This is a genomic window from Sporosarcina jeotgali (genome assembly GCF_033304595.1).
Lineage (GTDB): Bacteria > Bacillota > Bacilli > Bacillales_A > Planococcaceae > Sporosarcina > Sporosarcina jeotgali.
Genome location: NZ_CP116341.1, coordinates 2437622 through 2457366 on the forward strand (window position 1 = coordinate 2437622; position 19745 = coordinate 2457366).

19 protein-coding genes and 1 pseudogene are annotated in these 19745 nt (G+C 40.7%); 3 read left to right on the forward strand and 17 right to left on the reverse strand.

The window, feature by feature from the left end:
- Window positions 1-64: 64 nt before the first annotated feature.
- Both PGH26_RS12290 and PGH26_RS12295 read right to left on the reverse strand, forming a co-directional pair.
- A complete protein-coding gene (locus PGH26_RS12290) occupies window positions 65-220 on the reverse strand; it encodes a tRNA U-34 5-methylaminomethyl-2-thiouridine biosynthesis protein (RefSeq protein ID WP_323691348.1) in 156 nt (51 codons plus the stop codon).
- Between the two features lie 74 nt (window positions 221-294).
- Window positions 295-951: a tetratricopeptide repeat protein gene (locus PGH26_RS12295; protein ID WP_323691349.1), complete on the reverse strand. Its 657-nt coding sequence runs from the start codon at window positions 949-951 to the stop codon at window positions 295-297.
- Window positions 952-1647: 696 nt separating this feature from the next.
- Here PGH26_RS12295 and PGH26_RS12300 point away from each other — a divergent pair.
- Window positions 1648-2475: a hypothetical protein gene (locus tag PGH26_RS12300; protein ID WP_323691350.1), complete on the forward strand. Its 828-nt coding sequence runs from the start codon at window positions 1648-1650 to the stop codon at window positions 2473-2475.
- Window positions 2476-2614: 139 nt separating this feature from the next.
- On the opposite strand, the gene PGH26_RS12305 is transcribed toward PGH26_RS12300, so the two are convergent.
- The 7 genes from PGH26_RS12305 to PGH26_RS12335 form a co-directional block, all read right to left on the reverse strand.
- The gene (locus PGH26_RS12305) at window positions 2615-3673 is read right to left on the reverse strand and encodes a DUF4236 domain-containing protein (RefSeq protein ID WP_323691351.1); all 1059 of its coding nucleotides are present in this window, start codon (window positions 3671-3673) and stop codon (window positions 2615-2617) included.
- A gap of 338 nt (window positions 3674-4011) precedes the next feature.
- Window positions 4012-5703 carry a DUF262 domain-containing protein gene (locus PGH26_RS12310; RefSeq protein ID WP_323691352.1) on the reverse strand — a complete coding sequence of 564 codons (1692 nt, stop codon included), beginning with the start codon at window positions 5701-5703 and terminating at the stop codon, window positions 4012-4014.
- Between the two features lie 291 nt (window positions 5704-5994).
- Window positions 5995-7398 (reverse strand): Sau3AI family type II restriction endonuclease, encoded by a 1404-nt coding sequence (locus PGH26_RS12315; protein WP_323691353.1) that lies wholly within the window; start codon window positions 7396-7398, stop codon window positions 5995-5997.
- Between the two features lie 71 nt (window positions 7399-7469).
- Window positions 7470-8732, reverse strand: coding sequence for a DNA (cytosine-5-)-methyltransferase (dcm, locus tag PGH26_RS12320; RefSeq protein WP_323691354.1), 1263 nt, complete (start codon window positions 8730-8732; stop codon window positions 7470-7472).
- A gap of 86 nt (window positions 8733-8818) precedes the next feature.
- Entirely contained in the window at window positions 8819-9235 is a 417-nt protein-coding gene (locus tag PGH26_RS12325; protein WP_323691355.1) for a very short patch repair endonuclease, read from the reverse strand.
- A gap of 157 nt (window positions 9236-9392) precedes the next feature.
- Window positions 9393-9584, reverse strand: a complete 192-nt coding sequence (locus PGH26_RS12330; RefSeq protein WP_323691356.1) for a helix-turn-helix transcriptional regulator — start codon at window positions 9582-9584, stop codon at window positions 9393-9395.
- The gene (locus PGH26_RS12335; protein WP_323691357.1) at window positions 9585-9887 is read right to left on the reverse strand and encodes a hypothetical protein; all 303 of its coding nucleotides are present in this window, start codon (window positions 9885-9887) and stop codon (window positions 9585-9587) included.
- 492 nt (window positions 9888-10379) lie between these two features.
- Here PGH26_RS12335 and PGH26_RS12340 point away from each other — a divergent pair, with 492 nt between their 5' ends.
- Window positions 10380-11366 (forward strand): bile acid:sodium symporter family protein, encoded by a 987-nt coding sequence (locus tag PGH26_RS12340; protein ID WP_323691358.1) that lies wholly within the window; start codon window positions 10380-10382, stop codon window positions 11364-11366.
- 448 nt (window positions 11367-11814) lie between these two features.
- On the opposite strand, the gene tnpC is transcribed toward PGH26_RS12340, so the two are convergent.
- From tnpC to mntA, 7 genes and pseudogenes are all read right to left on the reverse strand, one after another.
- Window positions 11815-13401, reverse strand: a complete 1587-nt coding sequence (gene tnpC / locus PGH26_RS12345; RefSeq protein ID WP_323693489.1) for an IS66 family transposase — start codon at window positions 13399-13401, stop codon at window positions 11815-11817.
- Between the two features lie 40 nt (window positions 13402-13441).
- Entirely contained in the window at window positions 13442-13795 is a 354-nt protein-coding gene (gene tnpB, locus PGH26_RS12350) for an IS66 family insertion sequence element accessory protein TnpB (RefSeq protein WP_323690673.1), read from the reverse strand.
- On the reverse strand, window positions 13795-14097 hold the full coding sequence (gene tnpA / locus PGH26_RS12355) for an IS66 family insertion sequence element accessory protein TnpA (RefSeq protein WP_323690672.1): 303 nt from the start codon (window positions 14095-14097) through the stop codon (window positions 13795-13797). The genes tnpB and tnpA overlap by 1 nt, the downstream gene beginning before the upstream one ends.
- 80 nt (window positions 14098-14177) lie before the next feature.
- Window positions 14178-14756: an RloB family protein gene (locus PGH26_RS12360; RefSeq protein WP_323691359.1), complete on the reverse strand. Its 579-nt coding sequence runs from the start codon at window positions 14754-14756 to the stop codon at window positions 14178-14180.
- A 19-nt stretch (window positions 14757-14775) separates the two neighbouring features.
- A complete protein-coding gene (locus PGH26_RS12365) occupies window positions 14776-16017 on the reverse strand; it encodes an AAA family ATPase (RefSeq protein WP_323691360.1) in 1242 nt (413 codons plus the stop codon).
- A gap of 439 nt (window positions 16018-16456) precedes the next feature.
- On the reverse strand, window positions 16457-16930 hold the full coding sequence (gene hepT, locus PGH26_RS12370) for a type VII toxin-antitoxin system HepT family RNase toxin (RefSeq protein ID WP_431312544.1): 474 nt from the start codon (window positions 16928-16930) through the stop codon (window positions 16457-16459).
- A 33-nt stretch (window positions 16931-16963) separates the two neighbouring features.
- Window positions 16964-17272: pseudogene (mntA, locus tag PGH26_RS12375) on the reverse strand (type VII toxin-antitoxin system MntA family adenylyltransferase antitoxin); the annotation flags it as partial.
- Between the two features lie 182 nt (window positions 17273-17454).
- On the opposite strand from mntA, the gene PGH26_RS12380 reads away from it, so the two are divergent.
- Entirely contained in the window at window positions 17455-18363 is a 909-nt protein-coding gene (locus tag PGH26_RS12380; protein WP_323691361.1) for a D-alanyl-D-alanine carboxypeptidase family protein, read from the forward strand.
- 71 nt (window positions 18364-18434) lie between these two features.
- On the opposite strand, the gene chrA is transcribed toward PGH26_RS12380, so the two are convergent.
- Window positions 18435-19619, reverse strand: coding sequence for a chromate efflux transporter (chrA, locus tag PGH26_RS12385; RefSeq protein ID WP_323691362.1), 1185 nt, complete (start codon window positions 19617-19619; stop codon window positions 18435-18437).
- Window positions 19620-19745: the final 126 nt, after the last annotated feature.

A 19745-nucleotide genomic window follows, 5' to 3' on the forward strand; every position in this document is an offset into this window, starting at 1 on the left:
CCCCGATAAAAGTCATGTCCTTTTGCTGCAATTCTATGCTTAAAGCATAAAGCTCTGGACTGTGCTATTCTTTTCTCTCCGTTTTCCCGACACCATATCCTAAGAAAACGCCCAACAATAGAATGAGCAGGAAATCACCATCATAATTTTTTGTAAAGATACTAATCATGAACCAAGCAACTAAGATTCCAGCAACTAACCAGATTATATTTTTAGACATCTGTTATGACTACCTCATTTCGGAATAGAGAATTGTAACAAAAAAGGTCAATCTGTCTCTTTAAAAGTGCAGCTTTATCCATTACTTGAATCTGCTTGAAGAAGCAAGGAGCAGACGTCATTTACGCCAGCCTCATCATTCCCTTTTTCAAATGCTTTTTTAGATTTCAAGAAGTATAACTTCGCTTCTTCATTTTTATGCTTGGCTAAAAAAACCTCACCGAGCCCTCGATAGGCACATCCTAAACAAATCGCATCCTCGGACAATTTCGAGTTTTCAAGGGAGCTTGTCATAAGTGCTTCAGCTTCTTCTAACCTATGTCTTTTCAGCATGATAAAACCTTGTTCATAGAAATTCGCCGCAAAACCTAAGTGGAAATCAGGTTTGCAGTCTTCCAATAGTTTTAGTTCCTCATCGAAGAGCGCTTGTGCTTCGATAAAATTTCCAGCCATCCGCTCAACCATACCCAATTGGTGGATTGCTATGTGTTCCTCTTGTATGTCCGAATTTTCCCGAGCAATTTCCCTAAGTTCTTTGTAAACTTTCCGCGCCTTGTTATATTCCTTTTGTGACGCGTGAACAAAGCCTAATCCGTGTAAAGCAGTTTTGTATTTAGCAGATGATTTTTCAAGGGATTGAAGACAGTCTTTATAAAGTGCTTCTGCTTCCAAAAGCCTGCCCTCATCAAATAGCTCAAATGCGCGTGTCAACTTAATACGAATCGTTTCCAACCACTCCACCCCATTATGGCTGCATCATTTGGACTTGCTACAGCATGAAAACGGTGTTTCGAACTTATCATCTTCATATGTAAGTATAACATCTGGTTTTCTGAAAAGTACATCTATTTCCTTTAATTATCCAGTCGGTGCAAGAATGTAAAATTATACATCCTACTCTGATACCAGGTATTCCACTTTGTGGCATAACCAAGCCACGAGTCGTACTTTTCGTGGGAGGTTATCAGTAGCATACATGGTGCTCCGCCTGCCATCCTATCCAAACAATTTTGTTTTACCGTAATAAAAAAGAAGCATACCCATAAAACAGATATGCCTCCTATTCCCTTACCTATTCCACTTGACCTTGATTGGATCGAGTTTCATCTTTTCATATGCGCTGCCGGGTCACCTTAGAACTATTCCGCACGGTCTGACACAGAAAGAATCACCTTACTAACTACAACGAATGCCAGACTCCAGTATTCTCAACTAAAATTAAAACATCCCCTATACACTTGGTACAAGAGCTTCACTCAAAGAACTTCCAGGCGTTGCAGCGCCGCCATCAGACAAAGCAGAACAACCCCCATCACATTGTCTGCAAGACGATTGACAGCAGTTGCTTGTGCGAGTCAAAAAAATTCAATCCGACTGTCTACCTTTTGCCCTTTCGACTCTATATAGCGAGTAAAGGGGGATTTACAAATGACACACTACTTATCAAGCTACGCAAGATTCAGCAGTAAAGAAGAAATGGACGCAGCTGCAAGAATGCATCTCGACATCCACTGGAACAAGGTAAATAAAACCGATCGCGCGATACTTGAAATGATCCGTTGTTATTCAGTGAAATACTTAGCGGCACACTTGAAACACGAAACCATCGAAAAGAAATTAAACCTTTCCAATTCCACTGTACGCCGTACACTTCGCAAACTGGAAAAGCTGCAGATCATCGAACGAATTCATTATGTACGTCCTGTGATGAGTGGCCTTGGCGCTAACATTTACGTCATTTTGCCTGTAGATGACCAGGGGAATTTGGACAGGGGAACGAACGAGAAAGAAGCAGATGAGAGCGAGGATTCAAGGCCACATTTTGAAAACGAACCTTCTTTCTATCAATCTAAAAATCTTAAAGATCCTATAAAGACGTCTCAGCCTGCGGCAGAAAAGTTATCCACAACACTATTCGGGAAGATGAAATCCTTATTGTCAATCAGCGGAGATGCTTCCAAAGCACGAGAATTTTTCGGGATCCATCGAGTCCTATCCAGAAAAATGCTGAAGTTTGAAATCCATCAAGAGAAAGGTCCATTATTCGAGGAACTAGCTCACCGTGCCACTCGCATCGCGGTCATGGCACAGAAAACAAAAACAATCCGCAACTTGCCTGGATACTTCAAAGGTGTCCTCCGGCAGCTTATTAGTGATGAGCTGTTTTCGGATATCTATCAAGAGTATTCCGTTTCAGTTGATGACTTCTGTTTGCCTGGGAACCAGGATCTTTCGTTCACGGGAAATCTCCGATAATCCAGTAACGCTGTGTACCCCACAATTTAAACACGAATTCTATGAGTGCTGGTGTTGCGTGTTACACGGCTTTCGAGATTGAATACGCTTATTTCGATACGTCTGATTGAACTATCATGAAGTGATGAATTTAAACACTTCACTCCAACTCATCGACCAACCGGAATCCCTTCGTTTTCAAGTGATTCATATGATGTTCCATGCTTTCAATCAGTTTGGAAGCATCCATAATATCAAAAAGTACATCAGACAAATCTTCATGCGAAATTCTCGCAGAAACAATGCAGCCTTTTACAGGTGGCGCGTCGGCTTGGCTAACATCATAAGCATGGATAAGAATGCTGTCAGCTGGAAGGAGCGCAAATAGGTTTCTCGCAATTCCAATCATACAGCTGCACACATAATCTTGATAGAGTGCATAGTAATTAGTCTTGCCCATCTTTTTCCGGGAACAATTTCCTTTAGCGGTGAGGGACAACACTTCTTCAGGAACCGTTTTTTCTTCACCCATTTCCAGACTAAGGATCAGGGTTCCTTCACGAAACTGAACATGGACATGGTTGCCGAACTTCTCCACACTCTCAAAAGCGTCATAAGTTGTTAGTATTTCAAGCCATGCCTTTTCTTCATGTGCTAGCACCCTAGTCGTTAACTCATGAAGTTGCTGTTTCTCTGCGAGGAGCTTCTGATCTTTTACAATCGCCTCATTCAAGTGAATTGCTAACTCTTGTTTTTTCGCTTGTCCACGACGGAACAATCGATCCAACCAATTTGGTTCAAACTCCGCCAATTGCTGACGACTGTAGCGTGTATGAGGGCTCTCTTCTGTGAACTGCATAAGGTCCTCGTCCAAAATGGCTCCCCAATCCACCGGTTCTTTCGTATCCAGATGTATGGAGCGCAGCATTTGGACATAAGCATTGTACGCCTCCACTTCATGAGTGTCAGCCGAAGCAGGTAACGCATTCTTTGAACGGACGGGAGCCCTTGAACCTTGGGGACGTTTCGTACGCTTAGACGTCAATTGTTCTGAATACGAAATCCCAGTACCCGGTATGCCTACATTCGCTCGAACGCCGCGTTTCCCAACAGTAACGGATGCCCCGCGCGGACCAACGGAGGTACTAATTCCGCCTTTGCTAATATTTACACGTACCCCTGGAGCGATTTTGATGCGTTTTTGAAATCGGAATCCCATTGGTGGTCTCCTTTCGTTTTTTTGCGTAGTATAAAACGAGAACTCATTTAATAAGGGAGTCATAGCCTGTGTAAAAGAGAATTTTTCGCAGTTCCGAATGGTGTCCAAGTTGTATCTTACACAGGGAAATAAATATCTTTTCTTTCTGCTATATTTTTCAATGCGCCATAGCAATCAGAAACATTTTTTTGTGATCTTTTACGTATAATACGAATCACTGGCTACACATACAATATTATGGACAATGTAGCATTGTCCATTTGTGTAGTACATATATACCGAGAATTCCGAATAGTGTCAACCTTGTATTTTTACACAGAAAAAACATAAAAAAACATTTATCCTAACAAGTTGCGGATTCTTACTGCAAGTATGGATTTTCTTTCATTGTAAAACTTATCGAAGCTCTCTATTTCAAGCGAAATATTTTCTGGAATCATAGCTTGATTGTAAAAACTCTTTTTTTGTTCATCATTCATATCATTATAGTAGTCAACAAGTCTAATATCACTTTTACTACCGTTACTTCTTCCTTCAAGTAAATGAAGATTAGGTAGTCGATTACGTAAAGCCCTCCAATTTTTCCAATCCTCGATACTAACTGAGACTGGTTTCGCTTCACTAAATCTATTATCTGGATGTAAATGATCTTGCTCGTATTTGAAATTCCTGTTTGTCCAATCCAGATTCAAATAATAGAGAACCTCGCCTGCAACCCTACTACCTTTTTCCATGTTAAGAACGTCTTCAATTTTCCCCTCTGTGACTCTTAAATCATTCATCTGATCAAGCATTTCAACAGTAATTTTATAATCAAAGCTATTGATGTTACTTTTAATTTGTTGTAGTTTGCCCGTAGTACCTGACTGGAAATAAGTGAAGAATATCGCTCTTAACAAATAAGCACGTACTTCTTTAATATTATCTCCATATTCAGGATTGTAGTAAACGTAATAGATAATTGGCAGTAATACGTTCCAGCTACCTGAAAATCGGTTTACATCTATTTTCATTTCCCCGAGTAACAGTTCTGTGTTTTTTAAGGCATTTTTGAATCCGGTCCAATCATTTTTTAAATTCTCTGCAATTTTTTTATTAATACTTGATTTCACAACATCACCATATAACATAAGTGCCGCACGGATGATAAAATCTGTACCGAATTGAGCATAAGAGTCAACAAGAACTCGTCCAAACTCAGTTTTAGCACTCGGCCAGTACGCTTCAAGTATTGACATAGTTATTTCAGATTTCCGCAGTGCTTTACCACCACTATTAAATCTCACAAACATTTCAAGGGCGTCGTCTTGTTTCATATCCTTAATTTCAGTGTATCTGACTAACTTGTCTACAAATACTTTTTTATAAAGCTTCTCTAAGATATTTCTAGCATACTCTTTACTATCTGCTGGCACGTTAGTGATTGCGTCCTCAATCGCTTGTTGTCTTGTAGTATCGTCTCGAAATTTCTCATCGAGAATATTTTTAAGTTCAAATTGCGTAGGACTTAGTCGACCGACCTTTTCGCTAAACTTAATATCAAATTTTTTACTGTTGTATTCGTCCTCAACCACAGAAATCTTATTCTTATTTAATTCTATAAGTAGTTTTGTTATATGTTTACTACCAGTTTTCTTTCTTGCATAGTTCGGTCGGATGTAGGCTTCTCCAAACAAGGATAGAAATAATGAAGTTAAGCGCTGTTGTCCATCCAGTATTGCCGTGTTGGTATTCTTTACATCAATACTTGTTAATTCATAGTTCACACTGTCAGCCTGCTTTCTGCTGTCGAATGTCACCTCATGCAAAAAGCTACAAAAATATGTATCCCACGTCACGTTGGAATCATCTACATTCCAAAATAGAAAAGTAGCAATTGGATAATCTAACAAGATAGAATCCCATAGTTTTTCAATCTGTTCCATTCCCCACACAAATTGTCTTTGAAATGCGGGCATTACATATCTACCAGTCTTTATGTTCTCTAACGCTTCATATATTGATACGCTATTATCTTCTAACTTGCTCAATTTTATTCCTCCTAGTCATTTTCTGAACTATACCTTTCAAACGTTAGTTTTCAGAAGGGTTTGTAAATACATTGTATAGTACATATTACCACAAAGTTCTTATAACCCATAGGTCCCATGAAATCACTTCAAATAAATCCCGAGGCAATATTCGCCACAGGATAGTTATTATCCAATAATTGGACTGAAAACAGTTGCCTACGTGAAGTACATATTCATAGCAATTCCAAATAGTATCCTAGTTCTATCTTACATAGGCAAACATAGTATGGGATTACCTACCCATATCAGTTAATTGTTCCTAACATCCAGATTACTTGCTAATAATTCACCAATATATTCACGATCTAGCCAAAAACATTGCTTAGCAATCATTCTTCCATCTGGTAGTGGTACTTTATCTGAGCCATCGCGACCTTTTGGTCTGATATGGCAGAGCTGATTCGATTTGGCTTTAGGTAGGTTGTTCTTTACGACAATTCTTGTCTTTTGCTGAATAGGCGTTAATTCAATGCCATCACGAATCAAGTTCTGTACATCATGGAAAAACACTTTGAGTCTTCCTTCAATTTCAGATATCGGCATATTCCATAATTTGATCCCTTTAAAATACAGTTCCCTTGATTCATTTTCTTTTTTAGTATCTTTATATTCAAAGACAACAAATAACAGCTTTGTTTCAAGAAAATAATCATTCAGCCAACTATTTTCCCACTCTTCACACGCGAATTCCTGAAAATCTATATTCTTAAAAGACATATTCTCCTTAGGAATTCCGTTCGGTTCCAATCTCACAGTCTTCAATTGAATGTTAGCTTTTGCAAATTCATCGATATCATCCAATTTTGTTCCTCTGATGCCAAGAAGACCGCTTACAAACATCTGGAGGAAGTTTTTTGATTTCGGATTCAATTTAATTCCAGTCAATTCTGAAATTTCCTCCAAGGATTTCCCTTTAAAGGCATCGAACTTCTTATTTAGGATATCCAGCAGGCTCATACTTTTCAAATCGTCAGATGTAGCGATATGAGTCAAGTCTTCTTTAGAAATTATTTTACGTATCAAGGTGGTCATATAACTTTGCTTCAATGAATATGCACGTTGCATGGCTTGTATTGGACTATTCGGTTGATACCTTAGGGATCTACTATTGGCACCTTTTGTGCTGGCTGCCAGGTAGTTCGTGTCTGCTTCCGATAGTTCATGAGCTAATCCTTGACTTATTTTCTCATTGATCAATTCCCAATCCTGCTTGATGATTTCAAGATCTTCTGCGGCATAGGTATGCAAGTATGACTTGATAATCCTATAATCCGAACGCTTCACTTGTGGCAACCATTCATAGAACATTATCAGCAACTCTCTATTTTTGTGCCAAAAGCTGGAGTCCTCAAAACTCTTATTAACCTCTTCCATGTAATTAATAATATTCAATACTAACCGTTCTTTCGCAGACAACGTTCCGTTTTTATTCGATTTTACAGGCGTTACTTTAAGTTCGATACCTAAATTTGCAAAATCCGCTTCACTAGTGGAATTAATTTTATATTCAAAGAAACTCTCTTCCACTATTTGTCCTAATTGACCTTTTGCACGTTCGTTCTTAATCCTCCCGCTTTTATCGATTTCACCGAATGTCCGCCCCTCTGCTTGAGACGCTTTATCCATAAGTTCAGCTCTGCTCTTATAAATCATCTGCAACACTCTCCTAAATTCTTTACCAGAATTCTACCATATAAACAAAAAAACCGATACATAGGTATCGGTTAAATGGAGAAATTCATTTGTATTTCTGTCAGTTTGTCATTTGCTGTCGTTTCTATCTCTTCAATTCTTTTACCCATAATTTCAATTAAACTTACAACCAATGCATTTCCCATACAGAAATACCTCATGCGATCTGTCATCCCAGCAGTCCAATTATCAGGGAATCCGTTCAAACGTTCACATTCAATTGGAGAAAGTAATCTTTTCCTACCATTCACTTCAACAATGTGAGTACTTCTATTAATAGAGCCTTCACTTGTCAACATTGTACGACCCGGTTTGTCCAGCTCGTCAATGGGTGACATGCCACCTTCCGAGAAGTGGTACTTGTGACCATCCGCGGATGTCCGTTCAATTTTCTTAGGGCCTCTTAGATACTTGAACTTCGCTTCCGCCTCAGGAGCAAGATAATATTTCTCTTCAATCAAATCTTCGTCCAAAAGGATTTCTGATAGTGTAATGGGCTTTTTCAATTCCGGGACTAAATGCGCTGTATATATATAGCCTTTCCTCATTATTCCGGATGTATGGAAATTAAATGAGAATTCATCGGAAATCTTAACGATATCTTCAGGAAGATTTCCCATTTCAATACGGTTTTTGAATGGTTCTTTTTCAACTGGAAATGACTTCGCAAAGAATCCTTCCTTGAAAAGAATGCATGACTCGTCCAATTCCTTTTGTTGCTTCTCGAATGATAGTCCATTCTTATAAGCAAATATGAAAACTCTCCTGCGTCTTTGTGCAAAACCATATTCTGCAGCATTTATGACACGCCATTCAACTGTATAATCCAAATCACGGAATGTCGCAAGCATGACAGCGAAATCCCGTCCTCTTTGCTTTGATGGAGATTTAAGCAATCTATCTACATTTTCAAGTAGAACATATTTTGGATTCCCATTTTCAAGTATTCTTTTAATTTCCCAAAACAGGACACCTTTTTTCCCTTGAATTCCTTTTCCACCGGACAAAGATCGTGCAACCGAATAGTCTTGGCACGGAAACCCCCCTACAACGATATCTGGCGCAAGTTCCTGGAACGTATCATCGGGCACAGTGGCTATGTCCTCATTACTATGAATTCCTTTATCAAAATTCCGGACATAGCATTCAAAAGCATCCTGAGACTTTCGTGAAGGTTCCCATTGGTTACCCCAGACCACTTCGAAAAGGTCGGCATTGGCCTGTTCCAATCCACGACGGAACCCGCCAACGCCAGCGAATAGTTCAATTACTGATAGTTTGTTGCTGTCTGACATTTCCGAACATCCTTTCGGTCTATTTATTCCATTATACACTTTCAATAAAAAAATCCAAGGGGGAAAGATTGCTTATAATAGCAATATCATTCCTCCTTGGCCCGTGATATGAAACCTACCGTATCATCCACCGCTTTTTCTAAATCACTTCTTATTTCATGCTCCCAGACATGCTTCACATGCCACCCCTTGCACTTGTAGTAGTAATCTATTTCTCTATCTCTCTCCATATTCCTTTTGAACTTCTTATCCCAGAACTCTTGATTGGTTTTAGGCAGTTTAAAGTGTTCAGGACATACATGCCAAAAACAGGAGTCCACAAAAATCACTAATCTGTACTTTTTTATAGCTATATCCGGTGTTCCTTTCAGGGACCTGACATTCCTACGGAAACGTAATCCTCTTCTCCACAAGGCGCTTGCAAAAATGTCTTCCAGCTTTGACTTCGCCTTGATTTTACTCATGGTCTTACTACGTTGTTCCTTTGACATTATGTCGGCCATGGTAATCACCCTTTTATATAGGTATTCCCCGTTATAAATAGACAAAACCCTTCATATATAACAACTCTTTTCTAAGGTATACATATTTTTCAATGTAGATTTCAAGAAGGCAAGAAAGAGAGACAAATCAATTTCCAAATTCATATGTCTCTTTTGCTTACTCCTTTATAAAAAGTTCATCCACAGTAGTATTCAAAACTTCTGCTAGGTTAAAAGCTAACTGCAAGTTAGGATCGTATTTGTCATTTTCAATGGCATTGATTGTTTGCCTGCTTACTTTGCATCGGAACGCTAGCTCTTCTTGAGATAGCTTTGTCAGTTTTCGTAACTCTTTAATTCGGTTTTTCACTTAATCACCATATTTCTTTTTGAACGTCCGCAGCGTTACTAAATAGATCAGGGATACTGTAAATAGAAATGGGAGGGGGGTTATTCCGTAATCGAGGTCACCTTTAGCCAATGCCATATATGCTGATTTTGCTATATGGATAAGTATCATGAAAAAGACGACTATGAACGAAAACGATTGGGCTTTCATTTTAATTAGAGTTTTTCTTTCATCTCCGAGTTTGGTCAACGATATTAGTGTGAGTATAATAGCCAGTCCAAATAGTGCCAGCATGGCTATAAATAATACAACAATCCAATCCATTTCAACATCCCCTTTAAAAGTGTCAAATACTCTTTACATTTTAAATTATAACTTGCCATTCCGAGATGTCAAACTCTTTTTACATCTTTGAACGAGTCTCTGTTTGATGTTCTGATTTTCTCCGCTAAAATCTATCAGCGATATGAATTATCTGCAGTACAAAAAGCCATCGTGTGCATTTCAGATTAACTTATTGGTTAACTTTGCACATCTACTGCATAGCGCTTCAGCCCAGCGCTTTGCTGCCCTCGCTCGCAATTGTATTGAAATTCAATAACACGGCAATATGAAATATATCTTGTAATATTCAGATAGTTATGTATAATTGTTTTTATTGTTTCTAAATACCATATTTTTCACTATTTAGATTCCCCTTTAGAAACAAGGATAAGAGACAAAGATTAATTCTCGATAGTTAGCGAATGCTGCGCTGCATTCACTTAGGGATCGCTTTACCGACCACAAATCAAAATTAGCCAAGGGGGTTCTACAATGAAAGCACTAGAGTCAATTAGTTCATTTGCAGGAAAGTATTTTGCTGTATGGGTCATTGTCGCTGCACTTATGGCCTTTTTATTCCCCACACCATTCTTAGGATTAGGGGCTTATATTTCCATTTTGCTCGGGGTTGTCATGTTTGGCATGGGGCTTACATTAAAGGCGGTGGACTTCAAGATTATCGCTACGAAACCGTTGCCCGTAATTGTGGGCGTGGCTGCTCAGTTCCTGATTATGCCGCTTGTTGCGTTTGCGATTGCGTATGTCCTGAAGCTTCCGCCAGAATTGGCTGCTGGTTTGGTCCTTCTCGGATGTGTGCCAGGCGGGACTTCATCCAATGTGATGGTCTATTTGGCGAAAAGGAATTTGGCATTGTCTGTTGCGATGACTTCCCTTTCCACACTACTTGCGCCGGTTGTCACACCGCTGTTGCTGTTATGGCTTGCGGGACAGTGGATGCCGGTTGACCCGATGTCGATGTTTAAGTCCATCGTCCAAGTTATCATTGTTCCGATTGTATTGGGTCTGTTAATTCGCAAGTTTTTCCCGAAAGCTGTGGAGAAGAGTGTCTCTGTTGTTCCGCTTATTTCGGTTTTAGCGATCCTAATCATCGTGGCTGCGGTCACATCTGCGAATGCAGGCAATGTAATCTCTTCCGGTTTTGTCGTGTTTGCTGCTGTGTTCCTTCATAACGGCTTTGGCTTGCTGCTTGGCTACTTCACTGCTTTGATGCTCGGATTAAATGAGTCCGATCGACGAGCAATCTCCATTGAAGTCGGTATGCAGAATTCCGGTCTCGGGGTTGCACTCGCTACCGCACACTTTGGCCCGCTTGCTGCTTTGCCTAGTGTTTGGGGCGCGATTTGGCACAACATTTCGGGTCCAATTCTTGCGACGATTTGGTCGAAGAAACCTGCAGTAAAGTCTGAAGCTGAACAGGACTCAGATACGATTCCCGTTCGGACAATCGAGTCTCGATAATTAGGTCACGTTTTAGAGTGCTGTGAAAGATACTGGCATTCATCGAATAAAAGGAATAAAGAAAGAGAGCTGGAAATCATTTCTATTTCCAGCTCTTTTTATTGTTGTAACAGGTCACTATAGAACCCCTATATATAAACCACGCTCTGTTCGGGATGTTTGCAGTATACAACTGAGACTCACTAGACCAAGCATACGGTCTGTCTTACCTTCTAAGATAAGGTTTCATGTTTACTTTCAGTGCAAGATGCATTCGTGAATGTCTAAATATCAATTTTGGTTCTCGCACAAATTTCAATTTTGAGTTACACAAACCGATTTAATTCATTCACTAATTTATAAACAGTTGTACTGGGATTTCGCTTTGCAAAGTAAGCGTCCAATAAAGAACACCTGGTTTCTTAGAAAACAAAATGCCCTTCCGATTTTTTTTGGAAGGGCATTTTGTTCATTTTCTTTTCTGGATATAACAGTCCTTAGGAAGTTCTTTCGACCAAGGCATCAGATGATCGATTTGTAATTTGTCATTCATATCAAGCTGTGGAAGTTCTTCGAAAAGAAATTGCAGATAAAGAAATGGATTTAAGTTGTTCTCTTTGGCCGTCTCTACGAGACTATAAGCGATTGCGCTGGATTTCGCTCCAGTCGTCGAAACAGCGAACAGCCAATTCTTTCTTCCAATGACAAATGGTTTGATCGATCTTTCGGCACGATTGTTGTCGATTTCGATGCGCCCATCTTTCATAAAGGTCGTCAGTTTTTGCCATTGATTCAAGGAATACGTGATCGCACCGCCGGTTGCTGATTTGGGCGCAATGATTTCTTTCTGTTCCGTTAGCCAGACCAAATAAGCATCCAGCACAGGCTGACTGTCTTGTTGTCTAATTTTTAGGCGCTCTTCTGGATTTTTATCCTTGATCTTACGCTCAATCGCAAATAATTGATTACAGAAAGCAAGCCCCTTCTTCGCAATCGTCGAACGGTTCGAATCTGACGACGCACCTTTAGTTGCCTTGAGGGCTTCATCAAATTTCCGGCGTGCGTGCGCCCAACACCCCGAAAGTTCGACATTTTCCAGGGATTCATAACCCGCATACCCATCGACATGCAGATATCCCGTGAACCCGCTCAAGAACTTCTGTGGATTTTCTTTCGCGCGATTCGGACGGTAATCGAAGAGAACCATCGGTTTCTTTGAACTACCACTCGTGCGATAGAGCCACATGTAGGACTTGGATTGTGCCGACTTACCCGGCTCATCCAGTACTTGTACGCTGGTTTCATCAGCGTGAAGTAAGTCTTCCTGCATCAATTGCCGATGAAGGCACTCATAGACTGGAGTCAACCACCGTGTTGTGGCCGAGATCACCCAATTTGAGAGCGTCTGTCGATTCAACGGAATCCCCATGCGTTCCAGCTGCTTTTCTTGGCGATAAAGAGGCAGACCATCCGCAAACTTTTGGGTCATGATAAAGGCAATCGCTGAAGGAGAAGCCAATCCCTTCGGGATGACTGGATTCGGCATCTTTGCCTTCACGATCGGCGTCGTGATTGAATGGTTCTCGCAATGACGGCAACTGTAAATGTGCTGTATATGTTCGACGACCTTCACTTGTGCCGGTACAATCTTCAACTCTTGTCGAGTTTGAATACTCATTTCGTGGAGTTCGTGATCGCACGCCAAACAGACCTTCTCTTCGTCCAAAAGGTCATAATGAATGGTTTCAACCGGAAGATTCTTAAGTTTTTCTGCACGGTCGCCGACTTTTTTGCGTGCATAGCTAATCGTCTCCATTGTAGGTTCTGCCAACAAGACAGACGCAGAAACTTCAGCCTCGTTAAAGAGTGGAAGCGACAACTGATTGTCATCGGTCTTCTCACTCGATGAACCGAACCGTTTCTGCTGAGCCAGTTTAAACTGTTCTTCGTACCATTGCAGCTTCAATTCCAAGGTCTTCATCTTGTTCTCCAGCTGCGCGTTCTTTTTCTCAAGCTCTTCAATTGTGGGTGAGGTGTTTCCGTCCAGTGTTTTCATAGGTCTTAGAATAGCATAAATCTGCACGCTCTAATAGTATCTAAATAATTTTTTTCGCTGCCACAGAAGGATGCGCCTGGCGTTGGTTCAGTGGAAGACCATCAAGTAGCCAGTTCAACTGTCTGGATGTGATGGGAAGTGGTTGGCTAGAGCCAAAGTCTGGCCAATCAAACAATCCTTTTTCCAGCCGACGGTAATAGAGCCAAAAGCCATTGTGATCCCAAAATAAGATCTTGAGTTTGTCTTTCTTCCGATTACAGAACACAAAGAGCGCGTGAGAGAACGGGTCAAGTTCAAAAAGCTCTTGAACAATGACAGCCAGCCCATCGATTGATTTCCGAAGGTCAGTCGGTCCAGCAGCTAAATAGACCTGTTCGACTGTCCGCCCATTCATCATAGTTCTTCAAGTGTCCGAAGGACCCTGAGTAACAATTCGTCCTGGAAGCCACTCAATACTTCGATTTCTACATTTTTTATCTTTAGTGTAATAGAAGCACTTGAAGGTTCCTCGACCACGCAGGGAATCCAAGCAGTTTCTTGTGATTCGGCGGATACTGGCGACTGCTTCCGTAACCAGTATTTCATTGTGTAGATCTTAATTTCTTTCTTCTCGCACCACTCAATTAAGGATTCTCCACTTTGTCGATAGTCTTTTATTTGGTCTATCCAGTACAATTCTTTCTCTTTTCTTTTCAAAAAAACCCCTCCCAGAATTTAAATCTGGAAAGAGTATCTCATGCAAAACCTTCTATTAGTATGTGTTAGCTATTGGACGCTTACTTTGCAAATGGTAAGTCTTTCGTTTTCTCTTCTAACTTCATGGAATAAGAGATTGCTTGCTTTTCCTGACCGCCTGCTAGCATTAACCTATCATAAATAGCTGGGTCATTCTTACCGTAACTTCCTAGATACATTTTTAATTTAGCAATATATTGGTCACGATGAATAGCTGTTTGTAAATAATCAAAATGGAGCAAGTACCATAACTCAAAACTTTCAACGGAGTAAGCTAATTGAATACCTTCGTTTTGTGCGGCTTGGCACGCAGCATTAAATTGCTCATCTGAAAAGTCATCTTTGTCAAACACACACCACACTTGTGAGTAGTCGGGATTGGCCCTGTTTTTAAGACGAGTTGCTTCCCTAATCAGACTTTCCGTATTTTTCCCCTCACCAATTATTTCAATGTACACTGAATCTCTATGCTTTTGAATAATTTTATTTTTGAAATGATTAAAGTAGTTAGGTTCAGTTTTTGTCCCTTCACAGATAATTAAAAAACGGTCTGGCGCCACTTTTTTAGTAGCTTGCGTCCTTTTTAGCTTCCTTTTTTTAAAGAGATCATCTGAGCCCAAATCATCTCCCTCCTTTTCCTCATTGAATAAATGGAATGGCGTCAAACTTCCCTTGAAAATAATCTGTTTGAATTGTGGAATCTTTTCTCACACCTCTGCCATCTTCATCCTTATAGTCTGATAATGCATATAATGTGGAAGAGCCATCTTCTAACTTGTTAACAAACCAAATTTGGTCTCTTCTGAAAAAACGGAGTGACAACAACGTTGTATCGTGTGTGGCAAAGACTAATTGTGCATTGTTTGGATTCGAATCCACAGAATTGAATAATTGGACGATGTGTCTAGTGAGCAGTGGATGTAGTTTGGAATCTAGTTCATCTACTACTAGCACACCTCCACTTTCCAACGTATCCAAAATAGGCCCCGCCAATGCGAAATATTTTTTTGTCCCCTCGGACTCATCTGTTTCCATATTAAATTGCTTCAAGATACTAGTTCCGTCATTGGCAGTCGCTTTATGTGTTGTAAAAACTTCTAATTCATTCATTAGCAAATGACGCAATTCTTTGGGAAGAGACGTTGGTAAGTTATCCGCTTCAACATGTTTTGCGTCAATGGAGCAGATTCCCATATCTGCTTTTTGCATCATTTCAGATACTCTCATTTTAAACTCAGGGTCTTTCAAAATCTTTGATGCCGTGAATTCTCGGTAACCATCTGAGGCTAAACCAGAAATCGCATTAAAGTTTTGGAACCAGTTTAAAACGATAGCTGCTTGTTTACTGTTGAATTGAGCAGCAACTGTTAAAAATAATGCTCGTGTATTTGTTTTATCTTTAATTCCTTTAAATTCATCACTTGAATACTTTCCAAACTTATACACATCATTTGTTCTCTCAAACAATAAGGCTTCGCGACTATTTGGTACAAAATATAAATATTCTTTTGAAACTCGATCATTTAATAATTCAAATCCATATCTATACATTGTATTTTCAGCTGCAAAGATAACTTCAAAGATTGTAGGTTTCGTTTGCATTCTTTCATCTAAAGAGAAATGCCATGCTGGAAACAGTTCTTTTTGAGTAGAGTTTTGAACAGAGTTATGGACAAGATTTCTCATCACTTCTATAGCTGCAATAAAATTTGATTTTCCACTCGCATTAGGTCCGTAAATTACCGCACTTCGTAAGACGCGAAAATCTTGAAACGAAAAAAGGTTATCCTCTTCATGTCCTGTTAAATTTGCGGCAATCATGCTAAATGTTTGTTCCTCTTTAATGGATAAAAAATTACTTACACTAAATTGAAAGAGCATTTTCTCACACCTTCCTTAACTTTACTACTTAGTATACAATCTAATCATACTTTTATTCGATTTTATCACAAAAACACTTATTTCAGTGTTAAATATTACTTCTATCTATATAACGGAGGACGTATAGAATAAAAGTACTAAGTGACAAACTAATTCCTTTATACGTAACTTATAATTGAAGGAAAAAATTGCGACTCCATGGCAACTTAAATTCGTCGTGTTCTGCGGCAACGGCTGTATGACCTCCGTCTTTATGGCACGCGATTAGGGTAAGATCCAGCAATGAAGGGTGGCCGCCGAGGAGGCTAATGATACGCCCCAAGAAAGCGTGCCGAATGTAGACAATGTGTAATCCACTTCATTTCAAAACTCCCAGGGAGTCGACTTGGACTCCCTGGGGATTTGTCATTTCAATTTAGTGCAATCACACACCGTAGTTTCACATATATAAGATAATCTTCGAAAAACTTCTAAAATTCTCAATATGCTTCTCTAAAATCGCTTCTAAAATATCAAGATCGAGTTTCTGATAGTCATGTACAGCAATATTCCGGAAGCCGACCATATTCATTAAGGAACTAGCCAAGTCTTCCTCGATGAGATTCGCTTCCTGCAAGAATCTGAACGCCTCGCGACTTGCTTTTGGTACACCTAATTTACGTTCACTTACTACATGCATAGCTAGATCGATGCTCGCTTCACAAGCCCGCTGAATATTAAGAATGATACTGTCTTGTTTTGTATAATCCGTCAAGTTTTCTCGGTTTCCTTCGTATACTTCATGAATACGATTTAAACCTCGCTCAATGACAGCTGTTTTGTGAAGAATGACGTCATTCCTCCCCGAAGACACTCCTCTATTTTTAATACTCTCAATAACAGGAGCACGTTGCTCACTTAGCGCAGCGTACATGCTGTAAGCACGCATTTTCTGAAGCCTATATTCATTTTCATCTTGAGTATAAATCGGTATTCCCTGCTCGAAAATCTGCATCGAAAACACTGTATCGATTTGTCTAATATCTATTAAATCCACTTCATATCCTGTCATTTTTGCAAGCTCTGAAGCGAATATAAAACGTTCATAGGAGGACAGCTCTTTGTTACTGAGATATGCCAGATCAATATCGCTTCCTGCATGTGCTGTTCCCTTTGCAAAAGACCCGAATAGTACAATGAAAGACGGGTTCAGCCTCTCTATAATTTCATTGATTAAAAGAATTTTCATTTCTTCTTTAAGCATGTGTCTCACCATCCTGTTGAAATTACACTTTACTCGTTTTTAAGTTGTCCGGTTCGCTCGTTTATACCTCCACAAAGCAGTCTTAAGAAAAACTTCATTTTTTTCCTGTGCTTTCCTTCAGGTTTGTCCTTTATACTTAACCTCATAGAGAACGAAATGTGCGGAGTTGCCGCGGGATGAAAGGTAGATGCAAGATGAGGAAGTTGTGGGCAGTTTTAAAGGGATTGGTCCTTTTCACGGTCGTTCTGGTGATCGCTATGTATGTGACTGGTTGGAATTTACCCGATCCTGCAGAGATCACGGGCAGTCACCAGACGGATGACTACGTGAGTCCGTACATTTATATGGTCGACCGGGATACGGGAAAAGCGGTTTATGAGAAAAATGCGGATGAGAAAGCGTATCCCGCATCACTGACGAAAATGATGACAACGATTGTTGCGCTTGAGCATATTGAGGTTCTTTCTGCGAGTGCTCCGGTCGATACTGCGACATATCAGGAAATGGTCGCGAAAAATGCTTCGATGGCAGGATTCTTCGGCCGCGAAAAGGTCACGTACCGCGATTTGCTGTATGGCACGATATTGCCTTCGGGCGGTGAGGCATCCAACTCTTTGGCAATCCATGTGGCAGGAAGTACGAAAGCGTTTGTGAAACTCATGAACGATAAAGCGGCTGAACTTGGAATGACCCGGACTCATTTCGCGAATCCTGAGGGGCTGCATGACGCGGACCAATATACCACCGCTTCTGATATGGCCAAGCTGCTGGATTATGCCCTGGATAACCAGAACTTCAGAGCCATCTTTACGAAAGGGACCTTTCAAACAACGTCCACTGCGGATCATCCAAAGGGGATTGCGTTAAAATCGACCGTTCTTTCTTCATTAAATGCAGAAGTGCAAAACGGCTTCGAGATTCTCGGAGGAAAATCCGGGACTACGTACGAAGCCGGACAGTGCTGGGCCACGTTCGGCACTTCTGGAGACCGGGAATACATTAGTATTGTCATGGGAGCTCCGCTGGAAGACATTAGCCATCCCGACTATGCACAGAAAAAGGATACGCTGGAGCTGTTTGCAAACTTGAATACACTGCAGTGAGACAAGACGAGTTTACTTGTTCATCTGTGTATTACACCATTACTATGAATTATTTGGTGCGCAGCCGCAGCTTACAAAAGCATACCTCCAACAGCTCCCGCCACAACTGCCATCCAGGGGGGGAGTTTCCAGTATGTCAGCATACTGAACAACACCGCCGCTAAAGCAAAATCCGTTGCTTGTAAGACAGAACTGGACCAAATCGGGGTATAGAATGCAGAGATTAGAATTCCAATCACTGCTGCATTGACACCCATAATCGCCCCCTTGACCTTTAGATTGTTTCGTAACTGGTCCCAAAAAGGCAGCGCTCCTAGAATCAGCAGAAATGCGGGCAAAAACACAGAAAAAGTTGCGATGAGTCCGCCGGTCCATCCTTTCATGACCGTGCCTAAATAAGCAGCAAACGTAAAAAGAGGCCCGGGCACGGCTTGGGTTGCACCGTATCCTGCTAAAAAGGATTCTTTGCTAATCCAGCCGGTCGGGACAAATTCTTGTTCAAGTAACGGCAGCACAACATGTCCGCCGCCAAATACAAGTGATCCGGATCGATAGAAACTATCGATCATAGCAATCCAGACGGACCCTGTCAGTTCCCGGAGAATTGGCAGCAGCACTAACAATCCGACAAACAAGAGTAAGCAGATTGCAGAAACGCGCTTCGTAATGGGAAAGCTCGTTTTAGCTGACTCTTCTTCTTTATGCTGTTTGAACACTAAGAATCCAACGAGGGCTGCAATCAGGATAACCCCGACTTGAGTCCAAGCAGATGGCCACAGCAGTGTACCAATCAGCGCAAAAAGTGCCATCGTTTTCCTCGTGATATCTGGTGTCAGATTCTTAGCCATTCCGAGGATGGCATGGGCAACGACCGCCACTGCGACGAGTTTCAACCCGTGGATCCAGCCAGCGTTTCCGATATCCGTCGTCACTAGCAATCCAGCGAATAAGATAAGTGCGATCACTGACGGCAGTGTAAATCCGAGGAACGAAACGATGCCGCCAAGTACTCCTGCGCGCATAACTCCAATTCCGATCCCCACCTGACTGCTGGCCGGTCCTGGTAAAAATTGCGACAAAGCGACGAGATCTGCATAGCTTTTTTCGTCCATCCACTTTCTTCTGCGAATGTATTCCGCGTGAAAATAGCCCAAGTGCGCAGTGGGTCCTCCGAATGATGTGAACCCGAGACGTGTTGAGACTAGTAAGATTTCCAATAATGATTTCAATTTTTGTTTCAAATTTGCCGGCTTCATAGGAGCCTCCTTCTTTAAGAGTATCACTTAACTAATTTGTATCATTCATTTTCAAAGGTTCGTAACACCTATCATGAAGGTATCATGTCCCTCACTAGTTAGACAGCATCCCCAAAGAAATTTACA